This window comes from Clostridium sp. DMHC 10, from assembly GCF_001270375.1.
Lineage (GTDB): Bacteria > Bacillota > Clostridia > Clostridiales > Clostridiaceae > Clostridium_S > Clostridium_S guangxiense.
Map to the genome: position 1 here is coordinate 2,378,069 of NZ_LGVB01000015.1, position 20,015 is coordinate 2,398,083.

A 20,015-nucleotide genomic window follows, 5' to 3' on the forward strand; every position below is an offset into this window, starting at 1 on the left:
ATGGAAAAGTAGTTAATGATATTAAGAACTTAGCAGATGCTATTGCACAAATATCGGAGCAGACAAATTTGCTTGCGTTGAATGCAGCAATTGAGGCAGCAAGAGCTGGTGAGTATGGTAAAGGCTTTTCAGTTGTGGCTGAAGAGGTAAGAAAACTTGCGGAACAATCTTCTGAATCAGTAAATGGAATTAATGAAACTATTGAGGAAGTTCACGCAGCATTTAAAAATCTTGCTTCAAATAGTGAAGAAATATTAAAGTTTATGCACAACAATGTGAATAAAACCTTCGAAGCTTTTGATTATATTGGAAATAAATATTATTCAGATGCTGAGTTTGTAAGCAAAATGTCTGATGAGATATCGGTAATGGCTCAAGAACTAACTGAGACAATAGGTCAGGTAAGTGAATCTATGCAAAATGTTGCAAATGATCAGTATAAATCATCTGAGAATACTGAAGAAATAAGATCAAGTATAAAAGAAGTTGCAAGAGCTATAGAACAGGTAGCAATAACATCTCAAGGTCAAGCAGAACTTGCTCAAAAGTTAAACGAAATGGTGTTGAAGTTCCAAATCTAATCATATGCGAGGTTTGAACTAATTTAAGTAACTATTTTTGTGCAGTATTCAAAGACTTTAGTTTAGGTGAAGTAAACAGTATTTTAATGTTCTAAAATACTGTTACTTCATCTAGATTGCTTTATCTAAGGCTTTTTGTACTGCTTCCATAATACCATTACTGCTCATAGTAGCTCCTGAAACTGCATCTACATTAGTTGATTGAGCTTCTATAATTTCTTGAGGTACTGTTTGAGATGCTGCATCGAAGAAACGAGGAGTTTCGTTATTGGATAGCATTTCTATATTGGTAATTTTGCCAGATTTAATTGTTACTGATACATTTAAGTCTGGTCTAAAGCCATTTCCAACACCAGTATATGTTCCATCTTTATATGCTTTTTGGCTGCTATCTGAACTTGAACCATTCGAAGAACTATTGCTGGAAGTATTGTTTTCGGTTGCGGTATTTGATGAATTAGTATTTTGTTCAGTTTCAGCAGTTTTAGTTGAACTTGAATTTTTTAAATTAGAAGTAGAGTTCAATTTAGCATTTTTCAAGGCATCTTCTACAGCACTCATAATGCCATTACTGCTTCTAGTAGCTCCTGAAACGGCATCTACATCAGTTGATTGAGCTTTTATTATTTCAGAAGGTATAACACTTGAAGCTTGGTCGAAATATCCAGGTGTATCATTAGTAGATACTATTTCGATATTTGATATTTTATTATTTTTTACTGTTACAGAAACTTGCATTCCGGGTTTAAAGCCAACACCTTCACCTGTATAAGTTCCATCTTTATATTGACCTTTAGCATTGCTATTTGTAGTGCTTGATGAAGAAATTATAGAAGCTTTGTTATTTTTAATAGCAATATTAGCAGCGGTTGTACTTGCAGCATACATCCCAGCAAAAGCAGCAATTGCAATTGAGCTTGCTAGGGCAGGATTTAAGTTTTCATCAGCCACACTTATATTAGTATTTTTACGAGGACATACATCTAAACACTTTAAGCAGTTTATGCATTCCCCACTAGTAACTTTGTTTACTTTGTACAGTTCTATTCCCATGGAGCATTTAGTTGTACATAATCTGCACTTTCCACATTTTTCATTTGGCTTATTGATTTTAAATAATCTAAATCTAGATACAAGAGAAAATATTCCGCCAAGTGGGCATAAATATCTGCAGAAAAATCTTTCAATAAACATTGCACCAGCTGCAATTAAAGCAAGTATTATAAAGCCTAAGGAATAATCAAATATGGCATTTTTGAAGTTACTTATTTGAGCAAAGGCATTCCATGGACTAAAGCTATTTAGAGTTTTACTTCCTAGTGTCCATACAAAAATTAAAATAAATATTAAAACTACATATTTTAGCATTTTTAAGATACGATCAGTTTTTGCATCAACTTTAAACTTAAATTTAAATATTTTGCTTGATATGATGTATATAAAATCGTTCATAGTTCCAAAAGCACACATCCAACCGCAGAAAAATCTTCCGAACACTATTGTAATTGAAATTGTTACAAGCATTGTAGTTAAGTATGGCAGGGAACCAATTAAGTTAAAATCGCCTTTTATTATATCTGAATATAAATTGCCTACTTGGCTAAAACTTAAGGTAAATAATCCGGGAAGTAGAATCAAAAACGCAACTTGAGATATAAAACGAGCAATTTGTAATTTAGAAATTTTATTTTTCATAGTAGTAATCCTCCTGTAGACTAAAGTTTGTATCAGTAAGTCTGAATTTGTCTTTTATATTTGAAGTTAAATATATCTTGTTATCCTTGGTTATAAATATAGCATCTACACCATCTAAGTTTTCTATGAGTTTGATGCTTTTCTGGAGCCCCATTATGTAAACACCAGTTGATAGTCCATCGCCATCTATAGATTTGTCTGATATTATTGTAGTGCTCACAAGCTCATTTTTAGCTGGGTATCCAGTTTTGGGGTTTAATATGTGATGAAAGGTTTTATTGTTTTCGGTAGAGTATCTTTCATATCCACCAGAGGTAACAATAGATTTATGCGATAAGCTTAATATACCAACATAACTGCCTCTTATTCTTATAGGATTTTGAATTCCTATGTTCCAATTTTTCTTATTTGGCTTTTGACCAACTGCATAGATGTTTCCACCTAAATCAATGATACCGCTTTTGATTTTATATTTTTTAAATATTTTATTTATTTCATCAGCTGCATAACCTTTTGCAATACCGCCAACATCAAGACTTTGTCCTTCTTTTTTTAGCATTATGCTGCTGCTATTTTCATCAAATATAATATTTTTATAGTTTATAAGGTTTAAAATTTCTTTAATTTCATAGTTAGTTGGAATTCTAAAGTTATCTTTTCCTATATTCCATAGCTTTACCAATGGCCTTATTGTAGGATCAAAAGTTCCTTCAGAAAGTTCACTAAAATGTACAGCTTTTTTTATTACAAAATAAGTATCAAAACTAACTTTTTGAAAATTGCTTTCCGGATAAGGAGTTTATTTTTGAAATTTCACTACTAGGTTTAAATACAGACATTTTATCATCTATGTCATTTAATCTTTCTTGGGCTTTATTTATTGCTATTTCTGCTGAAGCTCCGTATGCAGTAAGAGATATAATTGTTCCAAGACAATAAAATTGCTTCGAAAAAGAAGTATTTTGTGCAATTGAATTTTTTGAGATTAATTTTTTTATTTTTTCAATAATCATAAATTAACTCACCTCCATTTCACTTATGATACAATTGTAAGGTATTAAGCTTAAAGTAACTTTAGAGTTAACTTAAAATTTGCTTAGAAAAGTGTAAACAGATTGTTATAAAAGGCTTTGCTTTAAGTAAGTGTCAAAGTCAACACGTATTTAAAGCAAAGCATTATAAGAAGCCATAGAATATAGCCATTCTATGGCTTGTGGCTTGTTATAAATATAATTTAAATTAGTCTATTTAAATATATGTAAAATGTAGTTCCACTGTTAAGGGAGCTTTTTACATCAATTGTGCCTTTATGAGAGTCTATTATTGATTTTACAATTGATAATCCGAGGCCATAGCCGCCGTGATGTCTTGAGCGGTGAGATTCACTTCTAAAAAATCTATCGAATATTTTTACTAAGTCGCTTTCTGATATTCCTGTTCCATTATCATTTATTTTAAGTACCAAAAAATTTTTAGCATCTTTAGTTTGTTTATCTAGTGAAATTGTAATGGTACCTTCTTTTTCATCTGTATGATTTATAGCATTTTGTACAATGTTAAATATTACTTGCTTTATTTGATTTTTATTTCCCCAAAAGTACATGTCTCCATTTAAGTTAAGATTTATCTTTCTATTTTTTGAAAGTATTTTTAATTGAGGATAAACTTCTTCTATTATATTTTTCATATTTTCTTTTGACATATCTACCCCTACTTGTCTGTCTAATCTAGTTAACATTAGAAGTTCATTTACAAGTTCTGTTAGACGTTCACTTTCTGTTAAAATGCTATTTAAGGCTATATTTAGTTTTTTTTCATCTTTAGCGGCACCCATAAGCAAAACCTCAACAAAGCCTCTAATGGAGGTGAGTGGAGTCCTAAGCTCGTGAGAAGCATCTGAAATAAACTGCTGCATTTTTTTCTTTATGGCAGTTTCTTTTTTAAAGGATGTTTCTATACGTTCAAGCATCCCATTAAAAGCTATGGACAAACTATCTATTTCTAATTGTTCATTGTTTACAGGAAGTCTTTTATTAAGCTCCTGTGGTGTAATTTGTTTTACTGTATTGGTCATGCTATATAGAGGCTTTAGGGTCCTTTTTAATACTGCGCCGCCTATTATAACTCCCAAGATTAAAATAATAAGACATGCAAATATATATGTAGAAAGCTGCTTATGAAGTACAGATATAATTGGTTCGGCTTCAGTACTTAATTGAACTAATCCAGAGCTAGAATGTAAATCTCCAATTTTTCGCCATATAACTAAATCTAATTCTCCGTTTATATTCTTAACTAGCGTATACCCCTCTAGGTTTCCTTTTTGATGCATTAGAGCTGTATAATCATTTTTGGCAAGCCTCGGAGCAGGAATACCATGTTTGTATCTACTTTCAGAAGCTATTATATTTCCTTCATTATCTATAACAGATGAGGTTATATTCATATCAATAGTATGTTCCACAAGTTCGTCAGCGCCTTCTATTACATCTTTTTTAGAATACAGCCTCGGCATAAGTTGAGATACATTGTGCATACGTGATTCTAAAACCTGTTCCCTGCTTTTACATAAGTAATGCTTTAAAGAAAAATATTGAAATACTTCTGCTATTATAAGAAAAAGTATTAAAAGCAAAAACATCCTTGTTAAAAGCTGATATTTTAAACTTTTTCGTTTAGACATGTTAATTACTTTTTTCATCATACAACCACCTTATAACCAACACCTCTTACAGTGCGAATAATATTATGATTTTTATCATTAAGTTTATCTCTCAGATATCTTATATAAACTTCAACAATATTTTCTTCTCCGTTAAAATCATAACCCCAAACTTTTTCTAGAATAATGCTCTTACTCAAGACTAGCCCATTATTAGTAAGTAAATATTTTAAAAGGTTATACTCTGTAGGTGATAAATTCAATACTTCACTGTTAAAACTTATTTCATGAGCTCCGTCATCTATAGTGAAATTTCCAATGTCAATTTTGCTTATTGATTGTGGTGAGATATTTCTAAGTCTAGCATTAATTCGTGCAAGTAATTCTTTAAAGCTAAAAGGTTTTATCATGTAGTCATCAGCACCCAGATTAAGTCCAAGAACACGATCGTCAATATCGTCCTTTGCTGTTAACATTATAATTGAGGTTTTTATGGATTTTTTTATTTTGTAACATACCTCGTAACCATTCATGCCAGGCATCATTACATCTAGTATTATTAACTCTGGATCTATATCTAAAGCCATAGAAACAGCCTCAATACCATTATAAGCAGTATGAACAGAGAAACCTTCATCTTCTAATCCCATTTTTATAAATTCAACTATACTTTCTTCATCATCAACAACTAATATATTAATTTCTTTTTTATTTAATAAGGTCATATTTATTGCTCCTTTAAGTAAATATTGTTTTATATTATTTTATCAAATTAAAGCATAAAATAAAGCATTACTTGGAAATTAATTTGTGGTAAAATAAATTAAGCTTTGGAGGTGGAAAGCATGTTCAAAAATAAATTGGGGACATTTTACATTGTATTAGGAATATTAAGTATTATTTATTTCATAGGATGTTTTATAACTTTCGGTTTTGCGATTAATTTTTCACCATTTTTTGCTTTAATAGGTGTTGTTTTTATAACTGTTGGAATTTTAAAATTAAAATTTAAAGGTAATATTTTAAAAGGGAGGTTTAGAAATATTTTGATCCTGTTTAGAGTATTAATTATAATATTTTTAATTTCATTTATTGCAATTGAAACTATGCTTATATATAATTCATTTGAAAAAAATAATAAAAAAGCTGATTTTGTTGTGATACTTGGAGCGGCAGTTAGAGGAAAGACTATGACATTAGCACTTTATCAGAGAATGGAAAAAGGACTTAAATACTTAAATGAATATCCTGATATTAAGGTTGTAGTTTCAGGAGGCAAGGGACCTGGAGAAGATATACCAGAAGCGGAGGCCATGAAAGAATTTTTACTTAAACAAGGTATAAGTGAAAAAAGAATAATTGTAGAGGACAAGTCAAGAAATACCATGGAAAACTTGAGAAATACGAAACAAATCCTTCAAAGATCATATGGAAAACGTGATTTTGAAATAGCATTAGTCACAAATAATTTTCACGTATTTAGAGCCAAAATGCTTGCACAAAGGTTTGGATTTAAAGTATACGGTATACCTGCGCCTATTCATCCAGGAATTATACTGAATTCATATGTGAGAGAGTATTTTGCGGTTATAAAATCATTTATATTTGATAGATAATATTTTTAGTATATAATATATATGCAATGAATAGTGAAAAGGAGACAGGTATTATGAAATTTAAAGCAATTGTAAGTAAAGTATTGGTTGGAGTTTTAGCAGCATCTTTCTTAGTATGTGCACCTTTAAAAAATGTTAGTGCAGATGCTTATAAAAGTGTTACTTTAGGAGGAGATTTAAGTGAGCAGCAAAAGGAAGACATGCTTAAATACTTTGGAGTAACCAAAGATGATGCAAATGTAATAGAAGTTAATATAGATGAGGAAAGAAAATATTTAGGAGATACTGCTTCTAAAAGCCAAATAGGAACGAAATCTATATCATGCTCATACGTGGATCCTACTAGCAGCGGTGGATTAAATGTAAGTACACATAATATATATTGGGTTAATGCAAATATGATAAAAAATGCTCTTATTACAGCAGGAATACAAAATGCAAATGTTGTAGCAGCGGCGCCATTTAATGTATCAGGTACAGCTGCGCTTACAGGAATATTAAAAGGTTTTGAAAGCAGCAAAAGTGGAAACAAGATAAGTGAAGCAAGCAAAGAAGCAGCCAACCAGGAATTGGTTACTACAGGTAATCTTGGACAAAAAATTGGTAAAGATAAAGCTGCTGGTTTAATGAATGAAGTTAAAAAAGAGGTAGTTGAAGAAAAGCCTAATGATAAAGCTGAAACTCAGAAGATAGTACAAAATGTGGTTAATAATTATAACTATAATTTAAGCAAAGATGATATTAGCAAAATTACTGATGTAATGGATAAGATAAATGGTTTAAACTTAAACTATAGTAAAATAAAAGGACAACTAAATGGTGTTGCAAACAAATTAGAGGGAGTCCTTAAAAGCGATGAGGCAAAAGGCTTCTTTAGCAAAGCTTGGAAGTCAATTAAAAACTTTTTCTCTAGTATCTTTGGATAAAATAAGAGAAGTAATACTATTTCGGGACGTTAAATAAAAGTCATAAATCTAAGGGGCTAAATCTTAAAATTTATTGACTTTTATTTAAATCATCCTCTCAATAGTATTGCTTCTATTGAACAGGAGATTAAGGAACATTCATTGTACTCTGCTTCAAGATTCATGTTGTTTCTTTTGTGCTTTCGTAGACTAGCTTTTTATAGTAGCCGTCTTCCTTCATAAGTTCGTTATGATTTCCCATTTCTAAAATCTCACCGTGCTTTAAAACTATTATCTTATGAGCATTTCTTATAGTTGAAAGTCTGTGTGCTATTACTAGGGTTGTCTTCTCCTTTGTAATGTTTTCTATAGCCCTTTGGATAAGTTTTTCAGTATGGGTATCTATGTTTGCAGTGGCTTCATCCAAAACAAAAATAGAAGGATCATGTGCTATGGCTCTTGCGAAAGATAATAACTGTCTTTGACCAGCAGAAAAGGTACTTCCTCTTTCCATAACAGGTTCGTGGATTTTGTTTGGCATCTTTTCGATAAATTTAGAGGAGTAAGAGTTTTTTACAGCTTTTTCTATTAAAGCATTATCTATTGAATCATTTAAAGTAATATTTTTTTCAATATCTCCAGAAAATAAAAATACATCTTGAAGAACAACAGCTACATTTCTTCTTAAATCTTCAAGTTTTATATTATTGATATTTATCCCATCAATTAATATTTCACCTTTTGAACTTTATAGAATCCACTTATAAGGCTTATTATAGTTGTTTTTCCTGCACCTGTTTCGCCTACAAAGGCAGCAGTTTCACCTTTGTTTATGGTGAAGCTTAAGTTTTTAAGTATCCAGTCTGTGCCATTGTATGAAAACCATACGTTTTTAAATTCTACTTTTCCTTTCATGCGTTTCATAGGAATTCCATCATGAAGTTTTTCGAGAATAGGTTTTTGGTCTAGAAGTTCAAAAATTCTATCGGCGGATACTAAAGCAGATTGTATTGTAGTGTAACTGTCTGCAAGATCTGAAACAGGATCAAAAAACTGCCTTATATATGTTGTAAATGCATACAAAACTCCAATTTGAAGAGTGCCATTTGCAATTTTACTCATGCCGTACCAAATGATAATTGCTATTGAAAGATTTTGAAATACATTTGAAGCAGGTTTTAAAAAGCTATTAAGGAAAACTTGAAATAAAGTTGCATCAAAGTATTCATTGTTAAGTTTTAAAAATTCTTCTTTTTTCTCTTTTTCACCTCTAAAAATTTGAACAAGTCTCATTCCAGATATGTTTTCGGCCATAAAACCGTTTATCTTTCCAATTAGAGTTTTCATCACCTTAAAATTTTTTTTCACTTTAGTTCTTAAGGCAAATATTATAAAAAGCATAATAGGTATTACTGAAAAAGATACAAGAGATAATTTTACGTTCATTGAAAGCATTGCATATACAATTCCTATTAAAAGAAATATATCTTGAAATAAGCTTATTATTACATCTGTATACATTTCGCTTAAAGCTTCTACATCGTTTGTTGCTCTCGTTATAAGTCTTCCAGAAGAGGTTTTATCAAGGTAGGATAGGGGAAGAAGCTGTATTGTTTTAAATACACTGCTCCTTAGGGTTTTCATAATCATCTGTGCAGCTTTATTTATTAAGTTAGCCTCACTTATTGCAAAAAATCCACCGAGGGCTACTATTAAAAAATATAAAATTCCCATTGAAGTTATAGAATACAATCCAATTTGAGGCTTTTTAGCCACTAAGAAGTCATCTATTACTATTTTTAATATATAAGGTTTAAGTAAGTCAGCAGCATTTACTAAAAGTACACAAATGGCGGCAAGTACAATTTTTTTTGTATATGGTAGTGTAAGTTTTAAAAGCCTTTTAAAGCTTTTGATTTTAATAGGTTTCTGGTTTTGATTTTTCAGCTTTGAATTGCTCTTTGTAAATGCCATAGTATATACCTCCTTTGCTTAAAAGCTCATCATGAGTGCCATTTTCTGCTATGTGTCCCTCATCTAAAACTATTATTTCATCCGCATCTTTAACAGCAGAAAGTCTATGGGTAATTATAATTGCTGTTTTATCTTTTCTTATATCCTTTAAATTACTTAATATTTTAGTTTCAGTTACAGCATCTACAGCTGAGAGAGAATCATCTAGTATTAGAATTGAAGGATTTTTTATTATAGCTCTGGCAATAGATACTCTTTGCTTTTGACCTCCAGAAATATTTACTCCTCTTTCACCAAGAACTGTATTAAACTCGTTTGGAAAATCCATTATGCTTTTATATATACATGCTGCTTTAGCTGAATTCTCAATTTCTTCATCTTTATATATATCGTTAAAAAAGCTAATGTTTTCTTTTATACTTGCGGAAAATAGAAAGTTGTCTTGAGGAACATAACCAATGCTGCTTCTTATGGAATTAAGTGTGTAGTCATTTATATCAGTGCCATCAAAAAGTATTGTGCCATTTTCTACGTTATAAAGTTTTAAAAGCAAATTTGTTAAAGTTGTTTTTCCAGACCCGGTTTTACCAATTATGCCAATGGTAGAACCCTTTTTTATGATTAAGCTTATATTGTTTAAAACTTTTTTATCGGAGCCCGGATAAGAAAAATGTTAGATTTTTAAGTTCAATATTTCCTTCAATGTCTTTTTCAATCATGGCCTTTCCATTAGTTACAGCGGGTTCCACTTTAAATATTTTATTTAATCTCTTTAGGGAAGCCATTCCTCTTTGAAAAACAATAATTACACGACCAATAGATATTACAGGCGCCATAATCATGGATATATATGTATTAAAAGCGACAAAATCTCCAAGAGAAGCTTGTCCCTTTAAAACCATATTTCCTCCTATGATTAAATTGAAAACAAAGCTTATACTGAAACATAGCTCAATTATTGGCGAAAGTGAAGATGAAATTCTAACCAGTTTTAAATTTGAATCCATCATTTTGTCGTTAAGTTCTTCAAAGTTTTTTACTTCTTTTTCTTCTTGAACATATGCTTTTATAACTCTTATTCCATTTATGTTTTCTTGTACCCTATCTGATATGTTTGCAAAAATTTTCTTGAACCTTTCTAAATCTATGTTGAACCATTTTTCCTATTTTGAGCATCATAATTATTATAAAAGGTATAGGAGCAAGGCACATTATAGTTAGTTTAAAACTTATACTAGTTATCATAGAATAAATTGAAGAAATGCATATTACAAGACCATTTATTGACATAGCTGTTGCTGGACCAAAAGTCATTCTTACAGCAGAAATATCATTTATGGCATAGGCTATAAGGTTGCCTGTTTTTTCATTATTATAAAATTCTGGTGACAATTTTTTTGAAAAGTGATCAAAAAGTTTTTCTCTTATATTATTTTCAAGCTTTCTTCCGCCGCCCATAACCATGTTTCTCCATATAAAAGTGCATACAAAAGTTGAAAAGGCAATTAAAACCATGTAGGTGATATTAAAGTTAACCATGCTGTTTTTAAAATTTCTGTTTTTCAAAATATCTATAGTATCCCCAAGTATTTTTGGAAATAAAGTTTGTATGTAGGAGGAAGCAATCATAAATATTAAACCTATGGAATATCTAAGTTTGTTCTTTTTAAAGAAATCAATTATTATATTTTCTTTCATATGGAATCTCCTTTTGTAAGGTTTTTTACAGAGTCCCTTTCAATCAAAAATCCATTTGTGGTTATGCTTTCATAGGGTTTTTGAGGATTATTAATTCTTTTTATGAGTAAATCTACAACAGTGTAACAGGAATGTTCTATGTTAATGTCTATAGTTGTAAGTGCAGGTATTGATAGGGAAGATATTTCTTGATTACCAATACCTATTATAGAAATATCCTCTGGAACCTTAAAATTATTTTCATGAAGAAGCTTTATTATTTTTAGTGCAATTAAATCTCCTTGGCACATAATTGCTGTAGGTCTATTTTTTAAGTTTAGAACTTTTAGTAAGTTTTTCTCTAGATCGTTAGCTTTTCTATCTATGAAAAAAAATCCATATTTATTTGAAGGTCATATTTATTCATAGCGGCTTTCATTCCTAGCATTTTTTCACCTAATATGTAGGAAGATAAATTTCCAACAAAACCTATGCGCCTGTGTCCATTGCTAAGTAAATATTTGCATTGTTTGTAGGCAGCATTGATGGCATTAAATCTAACAGTATCACAATCTAGGGAAGGTGAATAGCCTGCATATAAAGATTGATATTCTATTTTTGTTTTTAAAAAGGTTATATAATCTTCACTGAATCTCCCTATAAATAGTACTCCATCAAAAATATTTCCTTTTAAAATTTTACATGGGATTTCTTTTTTGCTTTGTTTATCTTTTGATACAAATTCTATACTATACTCAGCACCTCTATTTTGAAGTTCTGTTTCTATACATTGTAGCGTAAAATTAAAGTTAGGGTTATCTTGCAAATTTGTTTTTTCATGAAGAATTAAAATATTAACGTTATTTTTTGTCTTAGAGTAACCTAAATCTTTAGCTTTAAAAATTATTTTATCTCTAAGTTCTTTACTTACACCATCTTCGCCTCGTAATGCTCTACTAACTGTGATTGAAGATACATTCATGATTTTGGCTATATCAGAAATAGTTGTTTTTTTATGTTTCAATACGTTATATGCCTCCTTCTATATTAAAATTATATGTTAATTATAACTTTCTAAGTGCTTAAATTCAACGTTAAAAATAATTAAAATATAAACGTTAAAAATGGCGATAATTAAAAAGATGTTGATATTAATGGTGTAGGCTTATTAATATTTATTTAAAATAAAGCTAAAAATTAAAAAAATATTAATGATTTTCATAGGTAAATATTAATGTTTATGCTTTAAAATACATTATATGGATATAATATAGTAATAGTGTAACTATAATCAATTTCATATATTGATATCATATGCAGTGAAACTTTTTTGGCGTCTAATATATCTAATATAAAGAAAAGTAAATTTTAATTAATATTAACGGGATTGCTCTATAATTACAAAGCAGTAAAGGGAGAATTATATGAAAAGTAAAATAATATGCTCGGTTATAGTACCCTTATATAATGAAGAAGCTGTAATTGAGGAAAGTTACAGAAGATTAAAGAGAGTAATGGAATGTACTAAGGATAATTATGAGATTATATTCATAAATGATGGAAGTATAGACAAAACAAAGTATATGGCAGAGGACATATGCAGAAAAGATGGGTGTATAAAACTCATTAATTTCTCTCGAAATTTTGGTCACCAGGCAGCTATAACAGCAGGTATGAATGAAGCTGTGGGAGAGGCAATTATAGTAATTGATGCAGATTTGCAAGATCCGCCTGAGGTTATACTACAAATGCTTGAAAAGTGGAAACAGGGATATGAGGTTGTATACGGTAAAAGAACAAAGAGAAATGGGGAAAAATTATTAAAGAAATTTACAGCAATGGTATTTTATAGATTGCTTAAGAAAATGACGAGTATAGATATACCTGTAGATACAGGAGATTTTAGGCTCATAGATAGAAAGGTTTGTGATGCACTAAATTCTCTGCCAGAGAAAAATAGATATGTGAGGGGCCTCGTAAGCTGGGTTGGGTATAAGCAGACTTTTGTTGAATTTACACGTCAGGAAAGATTTGCTGGAGAAACTAAATACCCATTAAAGAAAATGATTAAGTTGGCTTTTGATGGTATGACAGCTTTTTCATATGCTCCAATTACAATTATGAGTGGTTTAGGAGGAATCATATTTTTCATCGGATTGATTTCTACTGCTTATGTTTTAATAAAACATATATATTTGAATATAGCCATCTTAAGTTTAGGTTTAATAATGTCGATTAACCTTATTATGTTTGGATTAATATTTATTAGCATTGGAATTATGGGGGAATATATAGGAAGAATTTCAGATGAAACTAAGAGTAGACCAATGTATATAATAGATAGTAAGGTAAGCTGCAAAGATAAAATAAAGAAATACAAAGATGAAGAACCGTTGAAAGATAACGAAGTGTCATAAAGAACTTTATGTTGAAAGGATATTTAGTTAATGAAGTTAATATTAAAAAAATTAAATTATATAAAAAACAATTACTTAATTGAAGCGATAATTTTAACTATAATAGGAGTCATATTGTTAAATACGTTATTTATTTATCCCATAATTGGTAAAATGAACAATGGTGATTTTGATAGGCTTATGACTTATGGAGGAGTAAGTGAGATAGGTAAAAGTTATAAAGAAACTTATGATGGGTTTATGCACATTAAATATTTAATAAAAGATCCAGGTGTAATTTTGCCAGTTTACTGGGATTGGGTTTCTGTGGCAATACCTGTAAAGATAGCAGTAGTGCTTTCATTAGTTATGAGTGGGTTTAAATCAAATTTATTTGATATTAGATATTTAGCAGTTATCTATTCTACAATATTTTTAGCAGGAGTTTTTTTTTATACTAAGATATAAAAGATTAACTAAAATCACCAAGCTTGCAGCAGGAATTTGTATTATTTTATTTTTACTAGTACATGCTATATTGAATACTTCAATTCTTTTACGGAGAAGCAGGTACAATAGTTTTTTTCTTTCTTAACATAGGTACTTATTTGCATTTGATAACTATGGAAAAACCTAAAATGAGAGATTTTATGTATTTTTTTATAGCTTCGGGTGCATTTTTAACCGCTAAATCACAAAATTTACCGTTATTTATTTTTATGCTTATTATATACGGATTCTTGTATTTTTATTATAAAGCATTAGGCTATAGACGAACTATTCTTATAGGATCCTTGGTGGTATTTATAGTTTGTTCTATTTCATATTTTTCATTAACAGACACAATTAAGGAGAATAATTTATTTCAGTCTGTTTTTATAGGGGTTCTCAGAGGGTCTAAAACACCAGAAAGAGATTTAAAGGAACTTGGGTTAAATGAAAAGTTAGTCGTTTTTGATGGACATTCTTTCTATAATAAGAATAAAGGACTTGATCCGTTGGGTAAAACTATGATGAAAGAATTTTATCCCAATATTTCTAATTGGAAAATACTTGGGTTTTATTTAAATAATCCTGATAGAATGTGGCAAAAAATAAAATGATGCAGCTCATAGTGCCTATGTATTTGGTAAGCCTAAAAGGTTTAATTTTTGCAAAAAATCAATTTTATCCTGAAAAAAAGTTAATAATTTTAGAATTGAGCTTATAGATAAATTGCCCAATCTTCATCATAATGTTTATGTTTATATAGTATTTTCTATAGTATACTTTATAATTTCGTTTCTATATTTTATAAAGAGCAAAGAAACGGACATAAAACTTTTAAATTTAATGCTTATATTTATTCTTGTGTCTGGATCATCTCAGTTCATTTTGCCAGTTATAGGAGCTGGATATGGTGATTTTAGCAAGCATTTATTTCTGCTTAATTTATCCTATGATATTATGTTTGGTGCTGCTTTATTGTGGTGCATACATGTTATTTTAAAGGCATTTTGCTATGTGAAACTTAAAATTAATAGAGGATAACATTAGATGAATAAAAAACTCAGCAGATGCTGAGCTTTTTTATTACAATTATATTACAAATTAAATAAAAATTGATTACAATTATATATTTACATATTATACTATTTGATTTAAAATTAAGCTGTGATTTAAGCTTTGGTGGGGTAAACATTTATTTAAAACATAGCCTAAAATTAAAATAAAATAACGAATTGGAGGGGGAAAAATGAGAGAAAGGGACAAGATGATGTTTATAAGAATTGCCATTCCAATAATAATTTTATTAGGTGCAATTTTAATAGATAAAATTATGAGCAATAGTATAGAAAATTTAGTTACATCACCTGTAAAATATGGAGTTTTACTTAAAAGGATATAAATTGATTTTAAATGGTTTTTGGGATTTTAGTATTATCTAATTTTCCATCTATTCCTATATAATAATGTGTAATTGGTTTTAAGTTGTCATCAAGCTCATATATCAGTGGAATTCCAGTAGGAATGTTAAGGCTTGCTATGCCATCTCCTGGTATGTTATCTAAATACCTTACAAGTGCCCTTAGGGTATTTCCGTGAGCTGAGATTATAACTTTTTTATTGGCTTTTATATTAGGCACAATGTATTCATTCCAATAGTCAAGAACTCTTTCTTGGGTATCGTCCAAATTTTCTGTAAGAGGAATTTCTTCCTTTTTTAAATCATGATATTTATATTCATTACCTGGATATCTTTTATCATTTATGTCAAGAGCAGGTGGTCTAACTTCTACAAACCTTCTCCACTTGTAAACCTGATCTTCTCCATATTTTTGTCGTGTTTCATCTTTATTTAAGCCTTGAAGAGCACCATAATGTCTCTCGTTTAATTTCCATGACTTATAAACTGGTATCCATAGAAGATCCATTTCATACAGTATTATTTGTAGTGTTCTTATAGCTCTTTTTAATACAGAAGTGAATGCAACATCAAAAGTTAAATTATTACTTTTTAATATTTTACCGGCTTGATACGCTTCTGTGGCGCCATCTACTGATAAATCTACATCTGTCCATCCTGTAAATTTGTTTTCTTTATTCCATTCGCTTTGACCGTGACGTACTAAAACAAGTTTTGTCATTATTTCACCATCCTTTGTTTTATTTACATAAGGATATTATTAGAAAAGTTTATGCTAATTATTCATAAGTTTTTACAAGAACTTAATAGCCTCATAATATACTTAGAATATAATTGAACAAAGTCCAATTATTGGAGTAATGTATTTTATGATTTCTGAACCTTAGACTTATAGGATTTTTTTAACGTGACGAAGCATTGTTACTTCGCGTTTTCTAACCACTTCATTGCCATGTTTGCATAAGTGGCTGAGCCTATGTATAATGGACTTTCATCAAATTGAGTTTTAGGATGATGATGAGGATAAATGTATCCGTCAGTTGTTGAACCGGTAGTTAATCCTACCATTATACTTGGGATAAGTTCTGTTACATATCCAAAATCTTCAGAACCTGTCATTGTAGCATATGCTCCATTTTCAGCTTTATCTGCATCTATTATCCTGTCATCTCCAATAAGAGAAGAAGTATAATCTTTAAAATTTTCAACAATATTTGCGTCATTTATCAAGGAAGGACAACAGCACGAATACTCAACTATAGCCTCTGCTCTAAAAGTTTTTGCTACAGAAGTTGCTATTTCTTCAAGACGTCTTTTTATAAAAGTTCTTGTTTCGTTGTTGAAAGTTCTTATAGTTCCACTTAAGAATGCAGTATCAGGAATAACATTAGAAGTATTTCCTCCATGTATTTGTCCAACTGTAATGGCAGCATTGTCTGCCGGTGCAAGCTCTCTTGCGTTTATACTTTCAAGTGCTATAAATATATGGGAAATGACGTTCAAAGGGTCTATAGTTAGATTAGGTGAAGAACTATGACCACCTTTTCCCTTTACTCTTATTGTGAACCAATCTGAAGCAGATGATATGATGCCAGCATGGCGTACCACTAAAAGACCTGAAGGAAATGGAGTTCCTGTGGCAACATGAATCATCATTGCAGCATCTACTTTTGGATTTTCAAGTACTCCAGCTTTAAGCATTGCTTGAGCACCTTTTATAGGTTCTTCGGCTGGCTGAAACATTAATTTTACTTTACCTTCAATTTCATTTTCGTGTTTCTTTAATAATTTAGCTGCTCCTAGAAGCATTGCAGTATGTAAATCATGACCACATGCATGCATATAATTTGTTTTCGATTTGAAAGGTTCATCAGTTTCCTCCACAATTGGGAGTGCATCCATATCTGCTCTCAATAAAAATGTTTTTCCTGGTTTTTTACCACCAGCAATAGCTACTATTCCAGATTTGCAAATTTCCTTTGGTTCATAGCCCATTTCAGTTAGCTTGTCCATTACATATTTTGTAGTGATTGGAAGGTCCATATCAATTTCTGCATTTTCATGTATATACCTTCTGTGTTCAATTAATAAGTTTTGAAGTTCTTTAGCTTCTTCTAGTAAGTTACTCATTAGTAATCCTCCTTGGTTAACAAATTATCAAAAATATATTATAACTTTTAAACATATGGTAGCGTAAAGTTGCATGATTTGTCAATATAATTTTTCACATAAATTATCTACTGAAAAGTTCAAGCATTTCTTCCTTTGTAAGCTTATTTATTGCATCGCTGTTTTTCAAATCTCCATTTATAACACTTTCTATTAATTCCTTTTTGCTTTCTTGAAGTAAAACAATCTTTTCTTCTATAGTTTCCCTTGCTACTAATTTAATTACATGAACCACATTTTTTTGACCAATTCTATGTGCTCTATCGGTTGCTTGATTTTCCACAGCGGGGTTCCACCAAGGGTCAAAGTGAATAACTGAACTTGCAGCAGTTAAATTTAAACCTGTACCTCCAGCTTTTAGTGATATTAAAAAAACAATTGGTTTACTTGAAGTATTAAATTTCTGTGTCAGGTTGATTCTTTCTTTTGGAGGAATAGATCCATCTAAATAAAGATATTCAATGCCTTTCTCTTTAAACAATTCACTTATTTTTTTTAGTTACAGAGGTAAACTGAGAGAATAACAGAACTTTGTTATTAGAAGCTATTTGTTCTTCTAATAGTTCAATTACTATTTTAAATTTACCACTGCCGCCCGTGTAATCTGTAAGTACGAGGGATGGATCTAAACATATTTGTCTCAGCTTTATTAGATATGAGAAAATTTCTGTATTTTTATTAGTGGCGTTTTTTAATTTGTCTCTAACAGTTTTAATATAAGAGTTGTATATTAATTTTTGCATTGGTGTCATTTCTACAAGAATTTTCTCTTCTATTTTATCAGGTAGGTCCTTTATAACTTCTTTTTTAGTTCTTCTTAAAATAAAAGGTTTTATTAGAAGCTTTAAGTTTTCAAAGTTTCTTTCGAAATCATAAGCCAACTTTTTGTCGAAAATCTCTTTGGAATATAAATAGTCAGGCATTATGAAATCAAATATTGACCAAAGCTCAGATAAATTATTTTCAATAGGGGTTCCTGTAAGTGCAAATTTTATTTTTGCATTAATTTTTTTGACAGAAGTAGTTATTTGAGCAGATGAATTTTTTATATTTTGGGCCTCATCAATAATGCAGTAATCAAATTTTATATGTTTAAAATTTTCAATATTATTTCTTAGAGTACCATAAGTAGTTAAAATTACGTCATATTTATGCAAAGTTTCATAATTGAAACTGGTACCATGTGCAATTCCAACTTTTAATATTGGCGCAAATTTATTTATTTCTGCTTTCCAATTATAAAGAAGGGAAGTTGGAACAATTATTAGTGATATCTTTCCTAGCTCTGATAAAATAAAAGCTATAGTTTGTACTGTTTTTCCAAGTCCCATTTCATCAGCAAGAATACCACCAAGACCAAGCTTACTTAAATTTTTAAACCACCTAAAGCCACTAATTTGATAATCCCTAAGTGAGGCTTTTAAATTATTTGGAAGAGAAATTTTATCATAATTTAAACCATTTAGGTTGTTTTCTATATTTTTTAAAAGTTCTCTGCCTTTAAAATTTCGTATATTTAGTTTTTCAAAAGCTTCTGCTGCAAACATTGTTTTGTCTTTCTCTATACATAGATTATCATCTGCACTTAAAAAATCGATAAGTGTAATAAACTCTTTTATTTTAGGGTCTTCAAGATCAATTAATTTATTATCTTTACTTAAGTAAAATTTTTCATTGCACTTATAAGCTTTAAGCATATTTGAGAATTCAGGTGCTTTTATATCACCAATTCCATAATCTAAATTAAACGCATCATTTTTTTCGTATAAATTTACGTTAATATCTGCGCTGCTATATATTTGTAAATTGCTAAGGCCATTACCTAGAGATATACTACCAAGCTTGTATATGCCTTGATTTTTCTTTGATAAAATATTTAAAAAATCTTCATAGTCGCCATTAAAAAAGAATTCTTCTCCATGCCTTATAAAATTATAGTGTTCAAGTTTCATAATAAGCTTTGTCTCTTCATTAAAATTTCTTATGGAACTTATTTTGCTAGCACTTTTATCTAATATATTTACACTCGTATCATTATAATTTCCATAAGCCTTACAATAAATGTTTTCTTCAGCCTTGTAAATGAAAAATTTAAAGTTCAGTGTACTTGAGGCAAAACTTTTAACGCCTTCAGTAAGGGTAATGTCATTGGATATGTTGTTTAATAAAAACATTAGAGCATTGTAATTTTTTAATGTTTTGTTATATACAATTTTTCCTTTTAACTTAAATTTATCATATAGGGGATTGTATCTTGAAAGCTGCTCTTTTGAAGGTAAATATAGTTTATCATTAAAAAAGTATACTGATTTATCTTTAGTTAGGGGTATAGGCAATTTTTTATGAGTAGTTAGTATAAAAAATCATTTTCAGTTTTTTAAAGTAAAACTAACGGTAAGTTTGCTTTAACATGTAACTGGGTCGTTCACCTGAG

At 29.9% G+C, this 20,015-nt stretch carries 24 protein-coding genes; 8 read left to right on the forward strand and 16 right to left on the reverse strand.

Annotated elements, in window-relative coordinates:
• The first annotated feature begins 50 nt into the window (after positions 1–50).
• Positions 51–581, forward strand: a complete 531-nt coding sequence (locus tag AGR56_RS20375) for a methyl-accepting chemotaxis protein (protein ID WP_347460539.1) — start codon at positions 51–53, stop codon at positions 579–581.
• Between the two features lie 111 nt (positions 582–692).
• On the opposite strand, the gene AGR56_RS13540 is transcribed toward AGR56_RS20375, so the two are convergent.
• The 5 genes from AGR56_RS13540 to AGR56_RS13555 form a co-directional block, all read right to left on the reverse strand.
• Complete coding sequence (locus AGR56_RS13540; protein ID WP_053242677.1) at positions 693–2,276, reverse strand: FMN-binding protein; 1,584 nt, start codon at positions 2,274–2,276, stop codon at positions 693–695.
• Entirely contained in the window at positions 2,266–3,021 is a 756-nt protein-coding gene (locus AGR56_RS13545) for an FAD:protein FMN transferase (RefSeq protein ID WP_278279703.1), read from the reverse strand. The genes AGR56_RS13540 and AGR56_RS13545 overlap by 11 nt, the downstream gene beginning before the upstream one ends.
• 19 nt (positions 3,022–3,040) lie before the next feature.
• Positions 3,041–3,289: an FAD:protein FMN transferase gene (locus tag AGR56_RS22895; protein ID WP_278279639.1), complete on the reverse strand. Its 249-nt coding sequence runs from the start codon at positions 3,287–3,289 to the stop codon at positions 3,041–3,043.
• A gap of 221 nt (positions 3,290–3,510) precedes the next feature.
• The gene (locus tag AGR56_RS13550) at positions 3,511–4,977 is read right to left on the reverse strand and encodes a HAMP domain-containing sensor histidine kinase (RefSeq protein ID WP_053242678.1); all 1,467 of its coding nucleotides are present in this window, start codon (positions 4,975–4,977) and stop codon (positions 3,511–3,513) included.
• Complete coding sequence (locus tag AGR56_RS13555) at positions 4,977–5,663, reverse strand: response regulator transcription factor (protein ID WP_053242679.1); 687 nt, start codon at positions 5,661–5,663, stop codon at positions 4,977–4,979. Before AGR56_RS13555 ends, AGR56_RS13550 begins: the two co-directional genes overlap by 1 nt.
• A 120-nt stretch (positions 5,664–5,783) precedes the next feature.
• On the opposite strand from AGR56_RS13555, the gene AGR56_RS13560 reads away from it, so the two are divergent.
• The gene (locus AGR56_RS13560; protein WP_053242680.1) at positions 5,784–6,554 is read left to right on the forward strand and encodes a YdcF family protein; all 771 of its coding nucleotides are present in this window, start codon (positions 5,784–5,786) and stop codon (positions 6,552–6,554) included.
• A 53-nt stretch (positions 6,555–6,607) separates the two neighbouring features.
• Positions 6,608–7,480 (forward strand): DUF1002 domain-containing protein, encoded by an 873-nt coding sequence (locus tag AGR56_RS13565; RefSeq protein ID WP_053242681.1) that lies wholly within the window; start codon positions 6,608–6,610, stop codon positions 7,478–7,480.
• Positions 7,481–7,640: 160 nt separating this feature from the next.
• Here the strand turns inward: AGR56_RS13565 and AGR56_RS23490 are convergent, their stop codons facing one another.
• The 7 genes from AGR56_RS23490 to AGR56_RS22040 all read right to left on the reverse strand — a co-directional run bounded on the left by AGR56_RS23490 (position 7,641) and on the right by AGR56_RS22040 (position 12,134).
• Complete coding sequence (locus tag AGR56_RS23490) at positions 7,641–8,192, reverse strand: ATP-binding cassette domain-containing protein (protein WP_347460540.1); 552 nt, start codon at positions 8,190–8,192, stop codon at positions 7,641–7,643.
• Positions 8,186–9,433 carry an ABC transporter transmembrane domain-containing protein gene (locus AGR56_RS13570; protein WP_347460482.1) on the reverse strand — a complete coding sequence of 416 codons (1,248 nt, stop codon included), beginning with the start codon at positions 9,431–9,433 and terminating at the stop codon, positions 8,186–8,188. The genes AGR56_RS23490 and AGR56_RS13570 overlap by 7 nt, the downstream gene beginning before the upstream one ends.
• Positions 9,378–10,064 carry an ATP-binding cassette domain-containing protein gene (locus AGR56_RS22025; protein ID WP_347460541.1) on the reverse strand — a complete coding sequence of 229 codons (687 nt, stop codon included), beginning with the start codon at positions 10,062–10,064 and terminating at the stop codon, positions 9,378–9,380. Before AGR56_RS22025 ends, AGR56_RS13570 begins: the two co-directional genes overlap by 56 nt.
• A 16-nt stretch (positions 10,065–10,080) precedes the next feature.
• Complete coding sequence (locus AGR56_RS22900; protein WP_347460542.1) at positions 10,081–10,581, reverse strand: ABC transporter transmembrane domain-containing protein; 501 nt, start codon at positions 10,579–10,581, stop codon at positions 10,081–10,083.
• Positions 10,535–11,131 carry an ABC transporter transmembrane domain-containing protein gene (locus AGR56_RS22905; RefSeq protein WP_278279640.1) on the reverse strand — a complete coding sequence of 199 codons (597 nt, stop codon included), beginning with the start codon at positions 11,129–11,131 and terminating at the stop codon, positions 10,535–10,537. Before AGR56_RS22905 ends, AGR56_RS22900 begins: the two co-directional genes overlap by 47 nt.
• The gene (locus AGR56_RS22035) at positions 11,128–11,421 is read right to left on the reverse strand and encodes a substrate-binding domain-containing protein (protein ID WP_242851451.1); all 294 of its coding nucleotides are present in this window, start codon (positions 11,419–11,421) and stop codon (positions 11,128–11,130) included. The genes AGR56_RS22905 and AGR56_RS22035 overlap by 4 nt, the downstream gene beginning before the upstream one ends.
• A gap of 71 nt (positions 11,422–11,492) precedes the next feature.
• Positions 11,493–12,134 carry a LacI family DNA-binding transcriptional regulator gene (locus AGR56_RS22040; protein ID WP_242851452.1) on the reverse strand — a complete coding sequence of 214 codons (642 nt, stop codon included), beginning with the start codon at positions 12,132–12,134 and terminating at the stop codon, positions 11,493–11,495.
• Between the two features lie 400 nt (positions 12,135–12,534).
• Here AGR56_RS22040 and AGR56_RS13585 point away from each other — a divergent pair, with 400 nt between their 5' ends.
• From AGR56_RS13585 to AGR56_RS20380, 5 genes are all read left to right on the forward strand, one after another.
• Positions 12,535–13,527, forward strand: coding sequence for a glycosyltransferase family 2 protein (locus AGR56_RS13585; RefSeq protein WP_053242682.1), 993 nt, complete (start codon positions 12,535–12,537; stop codon positions 13,525–13,527).
• Between the two features lie 30 nt (positions 13,528–13,557).
• Complete coding sequence (locus tag AGR56_RS22045; RefSeq protein ID WP_242851453.1) at positions 13,558–13,974, forward strand: hypothetical protein; 417 nt, start codon at positions 13,558–13,560, stop codon at positions 13,972–13,974.
• Between the two features lie 155 nt (positions 13,975–14,129).
• The gene (locus AGR56_RS22050; protein WP_242851454.1) at positions 14,130–14,609 is read left to right on the forward strand and encodes a hypothetical protein; all 480 of its coding nucleotides are present in this window, start codon (positions 14,130–14,132) and stop codon (positions 14,607–14,609) included.
• A gap of 229 nt (positions 14,610–14,838) precedes the next feature.
• Complete coding sequence (locus AGR56_RS22055) at positions 14,839–15,036, forward strand: hypothetical protein (RefSeq protein ID WP_242851455.1); 198 nt, start codon at positions 14,839–14,841, stop codon at positions 15,034–15,036.
• Between the two features lie 205 nt (positions 15,037–15,241).
• The gene (locus AGR56_RS20380; RefSeq protein ID WP_157055772.1) at positions 15,242–15,394 is read left to right on the forward strand and encodes a hypothetical protein; all 153 of its coding nucleotides are present in this window, start codon (positions 15,242–15,244) and stop codon (positions 15,392–15,394) included.
• A gap of 7 nt (positions 15,395–15,401) precedes the next feature.
• Here AGR56_RS20380 and gpmA read toward each other — a convergent pair whose 3' ends face one another.
• From gpmA to AGR56_RS13610, 4 genes are all read right to left on the reverse strand, one after another.
• Positions 15,402–16,133: a 2,3-diphosphoglycerate-dependent phosphoglycerate mutase gene (gene gpmA, locus AGR56_RS13595; RefSeq protein WP_053242683.1), complete on the reverse strand. Its 732-nt coding sequence runs from the start codon at positions 16,131–16,133 to the stop codon at positions 15,402–15,404.
• 200 nt (positions 16,134–16,333) lie between these two features.
• Positions 16,334–17,542 (reverse strand): M20 family metallopeptidase, encoded by a 1,209-nt coding sequence (locus tag AGR56_RS13600; RefSeq protein WP_053242684.1) that lies wholly within the window; start codon positions 17,540–17,542, stop codon positions 16,334–16,336.
• Positions 17,543–17,645: 103 nt separating this feature from the next.
• The gene (locus tag AGR56_RS13605; protein WP_053242685.1) at positions 17,646–18,062 is read right to left on the reverse strand and encodes a C-terminal helicase domain-containing protein; all 417 of its coding nucleotides are present in this window, start codon (positions 18,060–18,062) and stop codon (positions 17,646–17,648) included.
• A gap of 1 nt (position 18,063) precedes the next feature.
• Positions 18,064–19,938 (reverse strand): SNF2-related protein, encoded by a 1,875-nt coding sequence (locus AGR56_RS13610; RefSeq protein ID WP_278279705.1) that lies wholly within the window; start codon positions 19,936–19,938, stop codon positions 18,064–18,066.
• Positions 19,939–20,015 lie beyond the last annotated feature (77 nt).